The 16064-nt window shown below is 52.5% G+C and carries 19 protein-coding genes, 2 pseudogenes and 1 riboswitch; of the genes and pseudogenes, 15 read left to right on the top strand and 6 right to left on the bottom strand.

The genetic code is table 11. The annotated features are described in order from the left end of the window. Nucleotides 1–155: 155 nt before the first annotated feature. The 3 genes from phnC (at nucleotide 156) to phnE (PLE7327_RS13205) (ending at nucleotide 2617) form a co-directional block, all read left to right on the top strand. Nucleotides 156–938, top strand: a complete 783-nt coding sequence (gene phnC, locus PLE7327_RS13215) for a phosphonate ABC transporter ATP-binding protein (RefSeq protein ID WP_041393276.1) — start codon at nucleotides 156–158, stop codon at nucleotides 936–938. Further along, complete coding sequence (gene phnE / locus PLE7327_RS13210) at nucleotides 901–1704, top strand: phosphonate ABC transporter, permease protein PhnE (RefSeq protein ID WP_015144317.1); 804 nt, start codon at nucleotides 901–903, stop codon at nucleotides 1702–1704. Before phnC ends, phnE (PLE7327_RS13210) begins: the two co-directional genes overlap by 38 nt. 103 nt (nucleotides 1705–1807) lie before the next feature. After that, nucleotides 1808–2617, top strand: a complete 810-nt coding sequence (gene phnE / locus PLE7327_RS13205; RefSeq protein ID WP_015144316.1) for a phosphonate ABC transporter, permease protein PhnE — start codon at nucleotides 1808–1810, stop codon at nucleotides 2615–2617. Here phnE (PLE7327_RS13205) and PLE7327_RS25825 read toward each other — a convergent pair. Then, nucleotides 2614–2760, bottom strand: coding sequence for a hypothetical protein (locus tag PLE7327_RS25825; protein ID WP_254657974.1), 147 nt, complete (start codon nucleotides 2758–2760; stop codon nucleotides 2614–2616). The two genes, phnE (PLE7327_RS13205) and PLE7327_RS25825, sit on opposite strands and share 4 nt — an antisense overlap. 3 nt (nucleotides 2761–2763) lie before the next feature. Between PLE7327_RS25825 and phnG the strand changes: the two genes are divergently transcribed. The 12 genes from phnG (at nucleotide 2764) to PLE7327_RS13140 (ending at nucleotide 12212) form a co-directional block, all read left to right on the top strand. Then, the gene (gene phnG / locus PLE7327_RS26595; protein WP_371265299.1) at nucleotides 2764–3204 is read left to right on the top strand and encodes a phosphonate C-P lyase system protein PhnG; all 441 of its coding nucleotides are present in this window, start codon (nucleotides 2764–2766) and stop codon (nucleotides 3202–3204) included. Further along, the gene (gene phnH, locus PLE7327_RS13195) at nucleotides 3191–3757 is read left to right on the top strand and encodes a phosphonate C-P lyase system protein PhnH (protein ID WP_015144314.1); all 567 of its coding nucleotides are present in this window, start codon (nucleotides 3191–3193) and stop codon (nucleotides 3755–3757) included. Before phnG ends, phnH begins: the two co-directional genes overlap by 14 nt. 73 nt (nucleotides 3758–3830) lie before the next feature. After that, a complete protein-coding gene (locus PLE7327_RS13190; RefSeq protein ID WP_015144313.1) occupies nucleotides 3831–4937 on the top strand; it encodes a carbon-phosphorus lyase complex subunit PhnI in 1107 nt (368 codons plus the stop codon). Between the two features lie 122 nt (nucleotides 4938–5059). After that, the gene (locus PLE7327_RS13185; RefSeq protein WP_015144312.1) at nucleotides 5060–5977 is read left to right on the top strand and encodes an alpha-D-ribose 1-methylphosphonate 5-phosphate C-P-lyase PhnJ; all 918 of its coding nucleotides are present in this window, start codon (nucleotides 5060–5062) and stop codon (nucleotides 5975–5977) included. After that, nucleotides 5961–6809 carry an ATP-binding cassette domain-containing protein gene (locus PLE7327_RS13180; RefSeq protein WP_015144311.1) on the top strand — a complete coding sequence of 283 codons (849 nt, stop codon included), beginning with the start codon at nucleotides 5961–5963 and terminating at the stop codon, nucleotides 6807–6809. The genes PLE7327_RS13185 and PLE7327_RS13180 overlap by 17 nt, the downstream gene beginning before the upstream one ends. Before the next feature lie 48 nt (nucleotides 6810–6857). Further along, nucleotides 6858–7595, top strand: a complete 738-nt coding sequence (gene phnL, locus PLE7327_RS13175; protein WP_015144310.1) for a phosphonate C-P lyase system protein PhnL — start codon at nucleotides 6858–6860, stop codon at nucleotides 7593–7595. Between the two features lie 52 nt (nucleotides 7596–7647). After that, complete coding sequence (locus PLE7327_RS13170) at nucleotides 7648–8808, top strand: alpha-D-ribose 1-methylphosphonate 5-triphosphate diphosphatase (protein WP_015144309.1); 1161 nt, start codon at nucleotides 7648–7650, stop codon at nucleotides 8806–8808. Between the two features lie 5 nt (nucleotides 8809–8813). Continuing rightward, nucleotides 8814–9383 (top strand): phosphonate metabolism protein/1,5-bisphosphokinase (PRPP-forming) PhnN, encoded by a 570-nt coding sequence (phnN, locus tag PLE7327_RS13165; RefSeq protein WP_015144308.1) that lies wholly within the window; start codon nucleotides 8814–8816, stop codon nucleotides 9381–9383. A 155-nt stretch (nucleotides 9384–9538) separates the two neighbouring features. Next, a complete protein-coding gene (locus tag PLE7327_RS13160) occupies nucleotides 9539–9943 on the top strand; it encodes an MBL fold metallo-hydrolase (RefSeq protein WP_217523118.1) in 405 nt (134 codons plus the stop codon). 19 nt (nucleotides 9944–9962) lie between these two features. Beyond that, nucleotides 9963–11029 (top strand): ISKra4-like element ISPle1 family transposase gene (locus tag PLE7327_RS13150; protein ID WP_144266088.1). Its coding sequence is split into 2 segments (ribosomal slippage): nucleotides 9963–10119 and nucleotides 10119–11029, totalling 1068 coding nucleotides; the frame shifts between segments, so codons are not numbered across the junction. A gap of 68 nt (nucleotides 11030–11097) precedes the next feature. Further along, entirely contained in the window at nucleotides 11098–11310 is a 213-nt protein-coding gene (locus PLE7327_RS13145) for a hypothetical protein (RefSeq protein WP_144266124.1), read from the top strand. Nucleotides 11311–11402: 92 nt separating this feature from the next. Further along, on the top strand, nucleotides 11403–12212 hold the full coding sequence (locus tag PLE7327_RS13140; protein WP_015144307.1) for a GntR family transcriptional regulator: 810 nt from the start codon (nucleotides 11403–11405) through the stop codon (nucleotides 12210–12212). Nucleotides 12213–13389: 1177 nt separating this feature from the next. On the opposite strand, the pseudogene PLE7327_RS13130 reads toward PLE7327_RS13140, so the two are convergent. The 5 genes and pseudogenes from PLE7327_RS13130 to PLE7327_RS13115 all read right to left on the bottom strand — a co-directional run. Then, a pseudogene (locus PLE7327_RS13130) lies at nucleotides 13390–13715 on the bottom strand (group 1 truncated hemoglobin); the annotation flags it as partial. Then, complete coding sequence (locus PLE7327_RS23470; protein ID WP_083888298.1) at nucleotides 13703–13876, bottom strand: DUF190 domain-containing protein; 174 nt, start codon at nucleotides 13874–13876, stop codon at nucleotides 13703–13705. The pseudogene PLE7327_RS13130 and the gene PLE7327_RS23470, both read right to left, overlap by 13 nt. 18 nt (nucleotides 13877–13894) lie before the next feature. Next, complete coding sequence (crcB, locus tag PLE7327_RS13125) at nucleotides 13895–14278, bottom strand: fluoride efflux transporter CrcB (protein ID WP_015144305.1); 384 nt, start codon at nucleotides 14276–14278, stop codon at nucleotides 13895–13897. Then, nucleotides 14278–14703 carry a fluoride efflux transporter CrcB gene (crcB, locus tag PLE7327_RS13120; protein ID WP_015144304.1) on the bottom strand — a complete coding sequence of 142 codons (426 nt, stop codon included), beginning with the start codon at nucleotides 14701–14703 and terminating at the stop codon, nucleotides 14278–14280. Before crcB (PLE7327_RS13120) ends, crcB (PLE7327_RS13125) begins: the two co-directional genes overlap by 1 nt. Nucleotides 14704–14890: 187 nt before the next feature. Continuing rightward, a riboswitch (Fluoride riboswitch) is annotated at nucleotides 14891–14976 on the bottom strand. A gap of 404 nt (nucleotides 14977–15380) precedes the next feature. Then, nucleotides 15381–16052: pseudogene (locus PLE7327_RS13115) on the bottom strand (TetR/AcrR family transcriptional regulator). Nucleotides 16053–16064: the final 12 nt, after the last annotated feature.

The following is a 16064-nucleotide window of genomic DNA, read 5'->3' as shown; positions in this document are numbered from 1 at the left end:
TGGTCTAGCAAGCCAACGGCAGCGGGCTAGCAACGTTCATGGTTTGCGGTCTAGGGCTCGCGATGACTCACCTGTCGCCAACCGTAAACGCCTGGGTCATAGCCCCCGACATCATGTTTTGGATGGTGATCCATTGTTTTAGGATTTTTCTCAAGATGGTTTTTATTCACTTGAACCAGGTTAGCAAAACCTATGGTTCGGAGACTGTCGCCCTGAAGCCCACGAGTTTAACCATTGACCCTGGCACCTTTACGGTAATCTTGGGGCCAAGTGGGGCAGGTAAGTCTACGCTGCTGCGCATGATCAACGGACTGGAAACGCCGACCACTGGTGAAGTGGTAGTACAGGGGCAGCGGCTCTCGTCCCGGAATCTGCGTCGAGTACGCTCTCGCACAGCCATGATTTTCCAGCAGTTCAACCTCGTGGGTCGCCTGAATGTGATGACCAATGTGTTGACCGGGCGTTGCTACTATCGCCCTTGGTGGACGAGCGCCCTTTACCTCTTCAACCGCCAGGACATGGAGCGGGCGCACTGGGCACTCAGCCGCGTGGGTCTAACTGAAAAAGCTTGGGAACGCACCGACCAGCTTTCTGGCGGACAACAGCAGCGGGTGGCTATTGCCCGTGCCCTTTGCCAGGAACCCACGGTAATTTTGGCCGATGAACCTGTGGCCAGCCTCGACCCGATATCTAGCGAAGAGGTGATGGGCTTGCTCCGGGAAATTTGCCAACAGGATGGCATCACCATTGTGGCCAACCTACACCAGGTTGATCTGGCCATGCGCTATGCCGACCGCATCGTGGGCCTGAACAAGGGCGAAATTGTCTTTGACGGTGGCCCCACCGAGCTTGCCCAAAATGAACGCACTCTGAACACTATTTATCAACGGGAGGATATTCATGGCGGTGAAGGCTTGGAAGTGGCAACGGCCTACTAGATCCGGACGGCTCTCGGTACGCTGGTGGCTGGGTTTGCTAGGGTTTGCACTACTTCTGGGCATCACCGCTGTGATGGTGGATCTCAACTTGGTGCATTTGGTGAAATCCAGCGGTAATTTAGTACGGTTTATGGGTCACTGGCTCACCATGCCCGAATGGAGCTATTTCCCCACTCTGGGTAGCAAACTGCTCGAAACTGTGGAAATGGGCGCGGTCTCGACGGCGATAGCGATGGTGCTAAGTCTGCCCTTGGGGGTGTTGGCAGCACGGAATACTAGCCCCCACCCAGTGATTTACCACGCTACCCGCAACCTGCTCAGTCTAATGCGAGCCTTGCCAGAACTAGTCTGGGCGCTGGTGTTTGTGTCGGCGGTGGGGCTGGGGCCATTGCCGGGCGTGATGGCGCTGGTGTTCGTCACTACGGGTTTTTTAGGCAAGTTTTTCTCCGAAAGCATAGAAGTGGTAAACGGCAGCAGCGTGGTGGGGGTGCAGTCCACCGGGGCGGGCTGGTTCCAAACCCTAATGCTGGCGGTGTTTCCCCTGGCTCTGCCAGATTTCATCGGCACCTTGCTCTACATCCTGGATCACAATGTGCGATCCGCTACAGTGCTAGGGGTGGTGGGGGCGGGTGGCATTGGCTACGAACTGGTGATGAGTTTGCGGTTGTTTAACTACGGACGACTGATTCTCATCGCCACCGCCATCTACATCGTTGTCACCCTACTCGACCGTTCGTCTGACCGCGTCCGTAGCCGCGTGATCTAGCGTCCCCTGGCGGGATGAGACAGCATCGAGCATAACCATGTTTCTCCTGGCTCAACTGGACGTGATTGAGCGTGACTTGCTTACCTAAAGGATTCTCAAACCCATGCTTTCCTCCTCTCCTTCACCCTCCCCCACAGGACTTTCACCCCTGCCGCCCAAGCCCACAAACTGGATACCTCTCTGGGTTGCCTTAGGGGTGGGGCTGGTGAGCCTGATGATCTGGCACCTAGGGCTATCGTTTCCGACGGTGCTAGCGGGCTTTGGCAACAGCTTGGAATACCTCAGCCGCTACCGCACCCCCGACTTTAGTGATTGGCCTAGGTATGTGCTGCTGATGCTGCAAACCCTAGCCATTGCCCTCTGGGGTACGGTCTTTTCCTTCACCAGCAGTTTTATCCTGGCTCCCCTTGGGGCTAAAAACCTCTCGCCCCATCCAGCGGTCTATCGGAGCACCCGCGAGCTATTTAACTTCATGCGGGCCATGCCCGACCTAATGCTGGCCCTAATTTTTGTCAGTGCCCTGGGGCTGGGGCCACTGCCAGGGATTTTGGCTCTGGGGGTTCACACCACTGGGTTCTTGGGTAAGTTTTTCGCCGAAAGCATGGAGCGCCTTCCCGCAGGCACCTACGATGGCGTGCGCTGCACCGGAGCCGGGTTTATCCAGGTGGTGATGCTGGCCGCTGTGCCCTCTATCTTGCCGGAAATGGTTGGGTACACCCTCTATATCCTTGACCGCAATGTGCGGATGGCCTCGGTGCTGGGGCTAGTGGGGGCCGGGGGAATTGGGTTGGCTCTCCACAGTAACCTGCGCTTGTTTCGCTACAACGAGTCTGCGGCTCTGATCATCATTATTCTGGTGACGATTGTGCTAGTGGACTATCTCTCAGTTTGGCTACGACGGAGGATTTCCTAATGGTTCAGGTTCACGGTTTCAATAGAAACGGTAATAGCAACGGCAATGGCAACGGCAACGGTTATCATCCAGCAGACGGTCAGCCCCATGCCCAGAATGATAGCAACGGCTTTATCCCAGCGGATCTCCCCCCTCGCGAACAATGGGTGCGCGCCCTCACCGCTCACCCGCCCCAAACCCTGATTGACCTAGCCGATACCCTAGGTCGGCCTTGGCATATCACCTACGACACCCTGCCAGAAACGGGCCTCACCCTGCTGCAACTAGTCGATAGCGTTTTCCACCACCCCTACTATCTGGGAGAACTGCCCCTGTCCATCGCTTCCGTGGTGATGAGTGGTGCCGACGGAGAGCACTGGTCCGGAGCCGCCCAGGTGATGAGTGATGTGCCCAATTTGGCCACGGCACTAGCGGTGTGCGATGCTATTTTGGCCCATCGGCTGGAGGGCTGGCCCCAGGTGGCGGAGCTAGTGCAGCAGGGCATGGCCCAACGACAACGAGACCTAGCCCAGCGGGGGGCCATGCTGGCTAGAACCCGCGTCAACTTTTCCCTACTCAGTCAGGAGGACTCCGATGATATCTGTTGAACTCGCACCGCTATGGCAAGAGCAAGGCCAGCAAAGTATTTTTCGTCACTTGCTAGAATGCAATAGCCAACCAGGTGTCATCGCCAACCTCGGCCCTTGGTTGGAGCAAGAATCGGCTTTGTTGGCGGTGTTGGCTACGCTGCTAGATTCCTCAGTGACAATCCACGATTTAAATACGTTGGTAACGCCGGGAGATCGCCGCCGTCTAAATGTGCCCGATGCGCCCCTGGCTGAAGCTCGCTTTATTGTGGCCGATGGCACCCAAGCCCCCCCCGCCGACTTCCAGCCCCACCTAGGTACGTTGGACAGCCCAGAACTGGGGGCAACCGTGATTCTACAGGGACAACGCCTGGGGCAGGGTCGCCTGCATCTGGACTGTTGTGGCCCTGGCATTTTGGGCCAGCGCACCCTCCATCTCGATGGGTTTGATGCCGCTTGGTTCACCCATCGAGCGCAATGGGTACAGCATTTTCCCCTGGGGGCTGAATTGATCTTGGTGGATGCTACTCAGGTGGTGTTTTTGCCCCGAACAACGCGGATCAGCATGGGGTGATAGGGCGAAGATCTTCTCAACTACAGGCGACCCTAGGTGGCCTGGATCAGCACTGTTATACGAGGATAAACCGATGGGATACGTTGCCATTAAGGGGGGAGAAACAGCCATTACCGAGGCTATTAAACTCCTGGATGTATTAAGAACCCAAGGGGCTAGCGAAACCCCTCTCACCCCTGGAATGATTCAACATCAACTCCATGCCCTGCATAGTCGGGTGCTGTCGGAGGGGGGGCTGTACCATCCCGACCTAGCGGCCCTAGCGATTAAACAAAGCGCTGGGGATACCCTGGAAGCCGCATTTTTTCTGCGGGCCTATCGCTCCACCTGCCCCCGGTTAGGAATTACCCTGCCCCATCCAACGGATTCCATGCGTCTGGTGCGGCGAATTTCAGCGGCATTCAAAGACATTCCCGGTGGGCAAATGCTGGGGCCAACCAGCGACTATCTGCAACGGCTGTTTCGCTTTGAACTGCTGAATGAGTCGCCGGAGCAATTTCGCCAGGTAGTCCAGGACTGGTTCAAAACCCTGCCAGAACATCAGCTTCCCACAAGTTTTCCTAAGGTGCTAGACAGCTTGCGGGCAGAGGGCTTGCTACCCCCGGTGGCCACGGAGTCTGCCCCCCCGGCCTTTGATATCACCCGCGAACCGCTGGTATTTCCGGTGCCCCGTTCGGCGGCACTGGCCACCATGGCACGGGCCGAAACGGGTTCAATTTTGGCCATTGCCTACTCCAATATGCGCGGCTACGGCGATGTCCACCCCACGGTGGCGGAGCTGCGGGTGGGTTATCTACCTGTGTATTTGCCCCACCCCATAACGGGAGAACCAATGGAGGTAGGCGAAGTGCTAATGACTGAGTGCGAGGTGGTCGCCATGTATGAAGCGAAGGATGGGGAGGATCTTCCCACCTTTGGCCTTGGCTACGGTGCCTGTCTGGGACACAACGAAGTGAAGGCCATTGCCATGGCGGTGCTGGATCGTGCCCTACAAAAGGGACAACAGCATGGGGCTGATAACCCTTCGGAAGATTCGGAATTTGTGCTGCTCCACATCGACGGCATCGAGTCTATGGGCTTTGCCTCCCACTATAAAATGCCGCACTACGTCACCTTCCAGTCCGACCTGGATCGGCTCAGAACGACTCAAAAACAGCAGCGCGAAACAGTCTCAAGTTAAGAAGCATTGTCCTTAGAAGACCCAGATTCTGGGGGCTACCCTCGGCAATTCATAACATCCCAGTCGCCTATCCAAAGACCTCTGAGATCACCCGACTTCCGACTCCTTATTTTCTACCCATCATGCTAACTCCCACCGTCACTCCCCCCCAAAGCTTCGGCTTTTTAGATAACTATGCCAAAAAAGAAATTCGTCGCACCCTGCTAAAAGCCGTGTCTATTCCAGGCTATCAGGTGCCCTACTCGTCGCGGGAAATGCCGATTGCGCGGGGCTTTGGCACGGGTGGCTTGCAGATTACTCTATCGCTGCTCAAGCCGACCGACACCCTCAAGGTGATTGACCAAGGCAGCGATGAATCGGTGAATGCGGTCAACCTTCGCAAGTTTGTGGCCGCCACTAGCCCCGGTGTCACAATGACCAGCCACACCCCTGAGGCCACCCTGATTCAAACTCGGCACCGGATTCCCGAATTTCCCCTCAAGCTGGGCCAAATTTTGGTATTGCAGGTGCCCTATCCCGATGCCCTGGTGCTGGTGGAAGCCAGCGAGGCCAAGCGCAAGCGGATGCATGGTGAGGGAGACTATGCCCGCCTGTGGGTAAAGCTCTACGAGGACATGGTGAAGTTTTCGGAAATCACCATTTCCCACCGCTATCCCACCCGCATCAACGGCCACTACGTCATCGATCCATCCCCCATTCCTCGGTTCGATGTGCCCAAACTGCACCAGTCGCCGGGGCTGTACCTGTTTGGGGCGGGGCGGGAAAAGAAAATCTATGCCGTGCCGCCCTACACCGATGCCGAACCTTTGTCCTTTGATGATATTCCCTTTCAAGTGGAGGACTTCACCGATGAGCGGGGCCACCGCCGCGCCTGTGCCATCTGTGGATCGACCACCAGCTTTTTAGATGAATGTCTGAACGATGCGGGCGATCGCATCTATCAATGTTCCGACAGCGACTACTGCCTCACCACCCTGAGAGAGGCCCATCCCCCTGTGCCCCAGCCCACTCCGGAGACTGCCCATGCAACCCTTGCTTGATGTTTGCAACCTGACTAAAATCTATGGCGCGGGCTGTCCCCACTGCCTTAGTGCCACCGGAGCCACTGCCCAAACCAATATCTGTCCCCACTGCGGCAGTTTAGTGGCCATGCAGGAGGTGTCTTTTAGCCTCTATCCGGGCGAAATCCTCGGCATTATGGGGGAATCGGGCAGCGGCAAGTCCACTCTGGTCAAGACTTTGTATCTCGACCAGTTGCCCACCGCTGGTACTGCCGTCTTCCGCGATGGGGATGAGGCCACTGAGACCGTCCAAAGCTATGACTTGTTTAGCCTAAATGGGGCGCAGCAGCGGTGGTTGCAGCACCACAAATTTGGCATGGTTTACCAAAACCCCCACCTGGGACTGAACTTTCGGGTATCGGCGGGGGGCAACATTGCCGAGCGGCTGTTGATGGCCGATCTGCTGGACTACAGCACCATTCGGGATCGTGCCCGCACCCTGCTAGAGCGCACCGAAATCTTGCCAGAACGAATGGACGAGCTACCTAGCGATTTCTCCGGCGGAATGCAGCAGCGGGTACAAATTGCCCGTGCCCTGGCCACCAACCCGCCCCTACTGTTTCTCGATGAAGTGACCACCGGGCTAGATCTGTCGGTGCAGGCCAAAATTTTGGATTTAATCCTGGAAATTCAGCAGCAGTTGGGCGTGGCCATGATTGTAGTGACCCACGACCTAGGAGTGATTCGGCTATTGACCACCCGCACCCTGGTGATGAAGTACGGCCAGGTGGTAGAAGCGGGCCTCACCGACCAAGTACTGGAAGATCCCCAACATGCCTATACCCAGCAATTGGTGGCCTCTGCCCTGTAGTAGATCGGATCTACACCCACCCATCCAAACCTAACCCAACACAAACCGATGACATTAACCGCCACCACACCCCTGCGCCATTCCACCACCGCCTTGACGAATCCCGTCCTGTTGCGTGTCACCGGGCTGACCAAGGACTTTGTCCTTCACGAGCAACGGAAAACCCTGCCAGGGGCTAAGCCGATCTCCTTCACCGCCCAGCAGGGGCAACTCACGGCCCTTTCTGGGCCCTCTGGAGCCGGAAAATCTAGCCTGCTGAAGTGCGTTTTTCGTACCTACCTGCCCACCGCTGGACGCATTGACTATCTCACTGCTACTGGAGCCTGGGTCAATTTAGCCCAGGCGAGCGATGCCGAAATTTTGGCCCTGCGCCGACAGGAAATTGGCTTTGTAACGCAGTTTCTCCACTTTTTGCCCCGCCAGCCGACGCTGGATGTGGTGGCTAAGCCTCTGTTTGAATTGGGTCTGGATCGCCAGGAAGCTCGCGACCGTGCCGCCGCACTGCTAGAGCACATGCACTTGCCCAAACGATTGTGGCACCTATCTCCGGCCACCTTTTCCGGCGGGGAAAAGCAACGGGTCAACCTAGCCCGCAGCATGGCCCTCCAGCCTCGGCTGTTGCTGCTGGACGAGCCCACCGCCAGCCTCGACCACGCCGCCGCCGAGCGGGTCGTGGAACTCATTCATGACATCAAAGCCAGGGGCACCGCCCTCCTCGCCGTCTTCCACGACCCAGAAATCATCCAAACTCTGGCGGATACTGTCGTCACCGTCGAACCAGCCTAGAACGTGGCGATTTCGACCACGTTACCCTCATCTGTTCATTGGTTCATTCATCATGACTAACACCTACCTCACGAACGCTACCCTAATCACCGCTGATCACGTTCTGCCCGACAGCACGTTGTTATTGGAAGACGGCCATATTGCGGCGATTAATCCAGAGGTCATCCCCGCCGCTGCCAACACGATTGATCTAGGGGGCCACTACCTACTCCCTGGACTGGTAGACCTTCACTGCGATGCGATTGAAAAGGAAATTGAGCCGCGTCCCAACGCGTTCTTCCCGCTTGAATTTGCCATCGCCCAGATCGACCAACGCAACGCCGCCCTGGGCATTACCACACCATTCCATGCTATTTCCTTTGCCCATGAGGAATTGGGGGTACGCAACAACGACAAAGCCGCCGAAATTGTGCGACTGCTTCACGCCTGCCAGACCCACACCCTGGTCAACAACCGCGTCCACTGTCGCTACGAAATCACTGACCCTACTGGACTGCCTATCCTGCTGGATCTGATGGGCGAACAGGACATTCACCTGATTTCCCTAATGGATCACACTCCTGGGCAGGGCCAGTTTAAGGACCTGCAAGCCTTCCAAGCCTACTTTGCCCGCACTTACCACAAATCCACTGCCGAAGTTGAGGAGATCGCCGCCCGCAAGCTAGACCAAGCCGCCGATGCCCTGGACCGCGTCAAAACTTTGATTGAAGCGGCCCACCAGCAGTGCATCACCGTGGCCAGCCACGACGACGATACCCCAGAACGGGTGGACAGCATGGCCGCATTGGGGGTGCATATTAGCGAATTCCCGATCAACCCTGCCACCGCCCAAGCCGCCACCGCCCGCTCCCTCAGCACCGTCTTTGGGGCACCAAATCTGTTGCGGGGCCAAAGCCAGAGCGGTTCCATGAAGGCCATTGATGCAGTTCGACAGCGGCTGTGCGATGTACTCTGTTCCGACTATTCTCCCGCCAGTTTGCTGGCCGCCGCCTTCAAAATTCCTGAGTTGGTGACCGATTGGACGCTGCCGGAGGCTATCGCCCTGATTACCCGTAACCCGGCTCGGGCCACGCAGTTGACGGATCGCGGCGAGATCGCCCCAGGCCAGCGGGCCGATCTGATTGTCGTGCGCCACGATCTGGGCTTTCCCCAGGTGGTAAGTACCTGGGTGGCAGGTCAGGAAGTATACCGAAACCGCTATGCAACGAGGTAAATCCTATGACTACTCAAGGTCAATTGTTTTATGTCATTGGGGCATCGGGTTCGGGCAAAGATAGCCTGATGCGCTACGCCCGTACTCATCTCAATGGCCATCAACGGGTTTTGTTCGCCCATCGCTATATCACTCGCCCCTTTGAGGTTGGGGGCGAAAACCATGTGGCCCTCACTACCGCTGAATTTGCTGAGCGATTGCACCACGGCTGTTTTGCCATGCACTGGCAGAGCCACGGCTACCACTACGGTGTTGGCATCGAAATCAACCAGTGGTTATCCTGGGGCTTTCGGGTGGTGGTAAATGGCTCCCGTGCCTATCTGCCCCAGGCCCAGGCCCACTATCCAAAAATCCGCCCTGTATTGGTCAAAACATCGCCTGCCATCTTAGCCCAGCGGCTCCAGGCTCGCCAGCGGGAAACCCCCGAAGAAATTGCCGCCCGGTTGCGACGCTCCGAGCAAATTCACTGGCCCCAAGCTGGACTAGTGGAAATTGACAACGACCAACCTCTGGAAAAAGCAGGGCAGGATTTTCTGGATCTGCTAACGGAGGGAGTGTGGCCCCTATGCGGTTAACGCTGTTGGGGACGGGGGATGCTGGGGGCGTGCCGTGTTATGGCTGCAACTGTGTAGTCTGCAATCGTGCCCGCCAAAACCCCACTTACCGACGACGACCCTGTTCGGCCCTGCTGAATTGGGGTTCCGAGTCTTGGTTAATCGACGGGGGGCTGATGGACTTGGGAGACCGCTTTTCCCCTGGCACCCTATCCGGCATTTTGCTCACCCACTTTCATGTAGATCATGTTCAGGGGTTGTTCCATCTGCGCTGGGGCATGGGTGCCCCGATTACCGTTCATTGCCCCCCCGATCCCCAGGGCTGCGCTGACCTCTACCGTAACCCCGGCCTGCTGCGGTTCCAACCACTGACAGCGTTTACCCCGATTTCCCTAGGCCAGGGACAGGTGATCCCTATACCGCTCCAGCATTCCAAGCTCACCTTTGGCTACTGCATGGAAGACAGCAGCGGCAAACTGGCCTACCTCACCGATACCGTGGGTCTGCCGCCTAAAACCCAACGTTGGGAGCATCCAGTTTTGGAAGATTTACCATTTATGGGAAAATGTAAAGGGAAATAATCCTGTGCGATCGCTGACAATGAACCAAGAGAAACAAGAACGGATCAAAGCCTGCTTACAAGAATTGTCAACACTGCTGTATGAAGAAGCAGACAAAAGTAAGCTGACAGACCTTGAAGGCATAGAAAAAACAGTTCGCAGTCAAGTATTAGAACTAGTCAGCCCAGAAATAGCCCTTTTTTTATCGAACAAAAAACTGGAACAAAAGTAGGTAAAACTAGGAAAATAAAAAGCCTAGTAGGGGAACTGAAATTAAAAGCCAAACAGCTTATTAGACTAGGTTTAAAGCCAAGAACTCGCCTAAGTCCATTACTTCAAAAGTGCTGTTTGAGGTTATCAGCTAACGAATCATACCAAAAAGCAGAAATCGAGATTGAGGCATTGACAGGAGTAAAAGTTGGTCATTCAACACAACAACAACTAGTGCTGTCACAAGATTTTCAACTACCACTTGCTAAACAATCAGTTTCAGAAGTCAGCGTAGATGGAGGAAAAGTCCGACTCAGGGGTAAACCGAAAGCAGGCTGCCACTGGCGAGACTATAAAACCGTTCGTCTGCAAGGGATTTACTATGGTGCATTTTTTGATGACAACCAATCATTAATTGATTATGTCAATAGCCAACAGTTGTTAGACCCTCTTGTTTGCTTGGGAGATGGACATGATGGTGTCTGGAATCTGGTGAGAGAATTTGGACAAGACCAGTTTTCTCGCTGTGAAATTTTGGATTGGTATCACCTGAAGGAAAATCTTTATAAAGTTGGTGGTTCTTTAAAGCGACTCAAAGCTGCGGAAACTCTGTTGTGGCAAGGTCAGGTAGAAGCGGCCAAGACCCTATTTAATCATTGCCGAGGTAAACAAGCTAAAAATTTCATCGCTTATCTGGAAAAACATCTCCCTCGCATTGTCAATTACAGCTATTATCAGGCTGAACAATTATGTTCTATCGGTTCAGGGGCAGTTGAATCTGCAATTAAACAAATTGGTTTAAGGATCAAAATTTCTGGCGCACAGTGGAATGTTGAAAGTGTCAATCACATCCTCTCTGTTCGTTGTGCTTATCTTAATGGTTTACTTGCTGTCTGATTGGGTGTTTCTTCCAAAAGTGGATGCTCCCCCAACGTTTCCTAGAACACTGGCAACCAGACGCGGTGGTGATAGACTGTGATCATCCACCCCAGCCCACCCAACCCCGCAACCATAATGATGTACCCCGCGCTCTGGCGATTCTCGATGCCTTGCAGCCCCGCCAGGGCTATCTTACCCACATGGGTCACGAGTGTGATCGTTGGTTAATGGTACAGGCGGATTTCCTTCCAGCCACTGTCAGATGTGCCCAAGACGGCGACATTATTGCGCTACAATAGAGGATTAGGCTCCAGGTAACACAACTCCTGCGATTTAAATCTTCCGTCTATACCGTCTCCTTCACACACTCTAGCCTTTCACATCCCGTGTCATGACGTTATCCACCAGCGACGCTTTACCGCGATACAAACAAATCGCTTATCACATCATTGATGCCATTCAGACCGGACATTACCTGCCAGGGGAAAAACTGCCCTCTGAAAATCAACTAGCAGCCAAATACCAGGTACATCGGCTGACTGTGCGCCATGCGATGAACCTTTTGGCCCAGCAGGGATTCATCTATCGTCACCAGGGAAAGGGATCTTTTGTGGCCGAGCCAAATCTGTACTACGCCATTGGCGCAAAGACCAGCTTTAGCCACGCCATGCTGGAATTGGGCTATCTGCCCTGCTTCAAGATTCTCTCGGTCAAAACCCGATCGGCTACGGCAGAACTGATGGAAGTGTTGCAGATAGCGGCCCAGGTGGCGATACTCGAAATCAAAATCCTCCGTACCGCCACCGCTGCCATGGTTGGCCCCAAGGTTCCGGCCTTCCAGCCGCTGTGCATCAGTTGTTCCTACTTGCGAGAAGACCAATTTCCCCAGCTTAGCCAGAAGATTTACCACGCCCAGTCTCTCTACGGCTTGCTCAAACAGCACTATGGCGTGGTGCCCCAGCGCCGTTGGACACGCATTGCCGCCGAAGCCGCCACCCCTGAAGATGTAGCCCTGTTGGACATGCCGCCCCAAATTCCGGTCTTGATTACCCAAGGGCTGGCTCAAACCGACCAAGGCGACCTTATCGACTACACCGTTACCCGCTTTCGGAGCGATCGCTTCATCCTAGAAATTCCCCTTCATCCTGTGAAACCTGCATCTCCAGAATTGTCTGAAACATTTGCTTATTCGCTTCTGTAGGACTTTCCTCCGCTTGCGATAAGATTCCTTCAACCCCTTTAGCTCTAAATTTTTCTCGGATCACAGTTATCAATCGACCAATTTTGCTAGCTACAGCCTCCCCTAGTTTTTCCCCACTCTTCTCTAAAGCCTTGAAGATCAGAGTTGAAGCGATCGCTGCTGTAGTTATGGGTTCCATAAATCACCTGAAATAAATAGCCAAACTTCATAAACCCCAGTTATATCAATTCTTTTTAGCCAAGGCAATAACTTATAACTTGCCTTCAACCAACCTTTATGTGACGTGACGCACGATTGACCATTTTGAAACACCCCGTAATAGAGCCTTTTCAAGACTCTTTCGGATGCACCGACAACCTTCAAAGACGAGTGCAAGAATTTTTGCAGAGCCAGCTAACTATTTATTATACGGAAAGTTTCCACCTATTAAACTAAGTGATTCAGTCAGCGAAAAGGTGACAAGCATTTTAATCATAATATCAAGAATTTTTCTGGATATCGTCAATATCCAACTATTATACAGAAAATTTCTGGATAACTACCTGATTTGGGGTAGATATCAAGAATTTTTCTGGCTATTATCCGAAAAAGGATGATATCCAGAACTATTCCGCATATCCACCCTATTTTGTACGTAAGTACAAGTTTTTCAGTATATTCCTGGCTGATATCCAGACATATTCCCCATAACATCCAAATTAGGGTATTAGACAGAAATTTTATCGATATTATTCCTATGGAACAACGTCCAAAGAAACTTATGGAACATAAGTAAAGCTTAATGCCAGAGGCATATCACATTTAATAAATAATCCCCTCCCATTCTAATCAACCCAAATAGGGGAATGTGGTTGCATGAACTTCTGTCAGATTGCTAATTACTTTTCCGTGGAAGCAAGCTACGCGGAGCGTGTTCCTTTGGGACTCAGTTGAAACTGGGAGCGATCGCACAAAAATATCGTGGGAGCGATCACACGATACTCACTTTTAAAAGAGATTTTGAGAGGTTAAGTTATTCTACAATTTATTGTTATATAACTGTTATATATCAGAGAAAAACTTGGAATTGCCGTAACGGTCAAGTTCATCAGTTGCCCTAATTTTTGCATATTACCCAAGTAGCTCCGGTCAGTCTGCTGCACCGCAATTGTTAGACATTCACTGCTGCTACATTGTTTTAGCGATTTAAGACATCATTCCGATGAGTGATGGAGCCTACAATTTTCACTACCTCATCAATTAGGGCTTGGGGAACTTCCATTTCAACTAGGGTCGCGACTAAATCCTCGGCGATCGCATCGAAGTGGCTATCGGTTAAGCCCATCTCAGCCACTAATTCTTTATGTGCGTCCCTCATGGGGCGACCATTCCAGTGTTGAGCACCACCAAAAGCGTAGGTCATGAAGGCTTTTTGATGCTGCTTCTGTTGTTGCATATGAAACGCTGGACTCGCTCATCCGCCAAGACCTTTTCATAAAACTTGTCTACAGCTAGATCAACAGCTTATGGCGGTAGCGCTGGCCATAGCCCACTGCCGCTGGAGCTACGGTCATACCAGCGATATTCGACTGCCGTGCCGCATTCATCAGGACGCGGTATAGCAGTTTGCCCTGAGCGCGATCGCCTTCGGTCACATAGATTGTCAACTGTTCTGCATTGCTCATTGGATTTTCCTGCAAAGGCTAGAGGTGCTGAGCCAAGGCAATACCCATTTCAACGGCTAAAAAACCTCCGGTCGGGCTGCCCAACCCATAGAGCAGTGCTTGTTTGTAGTTACCAAGCTTCAAGAGGTTTGAGAAATCCAGCGCATAGGTGGAAAACGTTGTGTAAGCGCCTAAAAAGCCAATGGTGGTAAATCCACTGAGCCATTGCTCGGCACTCATTTTTTGCAGCACCGTCGCTGAGAACCCCATCAAAAAAGCACCTGTCAGGTTAATCAAGAAAGTCCCATAGGGGAAATTTCCATCCAATCTTTGAGTACAAATGAGGGTCAGATAATAACGACTTAATGCTCCAGGAATTGCACCTAATACGATCCATACCGGGAGAAAATCAGATGCTTCCATCAGCTTGACCAATTCCGATCAAGTTTCTTGAGCATCCACTCTGCAAGAGTAATGCCCAGTTGCAGACTGATGATCCCCAACAACACACTTCCTGCCCAGTAGATCAAATCTGCTCGTAAATCCTTCTGAAATAGAAGTTTGGCGCTATCGAGTTCATAACTTGAAAACGTAGTGTATGACCCTAAAAATCCGGTCAAAAGCAATAACCGCAGATCGGGATGAAGGCTGATAACCTGCCCCAATGAAAGTGTTGCTAAAAGCCCCATTACAAAGCATCCAGTAATGTTTACAAATAAAGTGCCGTAGGGTAGGGCTGTGCCAAGCAGATGCCCGATTCCCAGTCCTAAGTAGTAACGACATAGGGCACCCGCGATCGCGCCTAATGAAATTGCCATCACAGTTCGTACTACAGGCTGTTTGAGCATAATGAAATACTCCAGTTTTTTGCAAAGGGTTGGCAAATTAATTTGCTAATTAATCCCATCAACAAAATCCAAACAATGCTCTCTAACATAACGCCACGTTGCAGTTGAGTCGGTTAATCAACGTGACTTGTAGCGACGGATTTGCTTCAGCCCATACAGACATGGCCCTACCCTTGCGCCACAAGTCGGAACAGTAGGAGCCATCAGCCAAATACGTTGTGATAATGCTCAAAACGCTGGGCGGTTTCGGCGAGCTCCATCGCCGTCGTCTCTTCCTTATACGATACATCAATTCCGTGGAGGCAAGCTACGCGGAGCGTGTTCCTTTGGGACTCAGTCTACTCCTAACCTAACCCTGATTTGTCACTCTGGGAAACTAAAAATCGAACGCAATTTTTAAACTTCATGCAGGAAGCAAATTTGAGCATTTATTTCCTAACAGAAACTAAAAACCATGAGCTTTTGAGCAAAAAGCTTATATAGCAAGGCTTTGCAATTATTCTCTGGAGATAGTGATAAAAGAGGGCTAAGAACACTGCCCTACAGATAGCTTGAAGCAACTAAACTCTGATCATTGACAGTTATGCTCAAAGTACCACCTCCATCAAGGAACAAAGCCAGATAACGGCCGTGTTGAGCGGCTACTAAAATTTTGGCAACCCTATCAAGATCTTTCGCTAGTCCGCTCCAACACAATTGTTAGCTGGCGGTAGACTTGACGGGAAATAGCTTTGCAAGTACTTTAAGGTGAGTTGTTTCGTTTCTTCTACCAGTCGCTGCCGAAATGTTTGCTCTTGGCTGAGAGATAACCATAGTAATGTTCCGATCCCTTTGACCAGCACAAAGGCGATCGCGTCATAATCTACTGGCTCTAAGCTTGCATCACGTCTTGCTAAGGAACTCGCTAAATCCTGAATTAACTTGGCATCGGTTTCCTCATCGATTTCTTCCAATTCGGGCATTGTTCCCTGAACCTCCATAAAAATGGCATGGTAACTGGGGTTTTCAGTAAAGAAGCGCTCGGTGGTATCAATCAACTGGTTCACATAATCAGTCAAAGAGAGTGTGACTTGCTTCGTCTCATTAATGGTCGCCAACTGTTGTTGCAGCTTGTCGGCATAGCGTAGGGCTAAGGCTCGTAGAATAGCAGCCTTATCGGGAAAAAACTGGTAGATCGACCCGATCGGCACTTGGGCTTGAGTCGCGATCGCGTTGGTCGTTGTTGCCATGTAGCCCTGACTCGCAAACAGTTTTTATGCCACATCCAAAATTCGCTTGACCCGTTCCTGACTTCGAGCCTGACAAAGCCTACGTCGCATCAACTCCTCGTACGATGCGCCTTCAGTCATTGCTTTATCCCT

The organism is Pleurocapsa sp. PCC 7327, from assembly GCF_000317025.1.
Taxonomy (GTDB): Bacteria; Cyanobacteriota; Cyanobacteriia; order Cyanobacteriales; family Microcystaceae; genus Hydrococcus.
The sequence above is the reverse complement of the archived record's forward strand: the minus strand, read 5'-3'. Positions and strand labels throughout refer to the sequence as shown.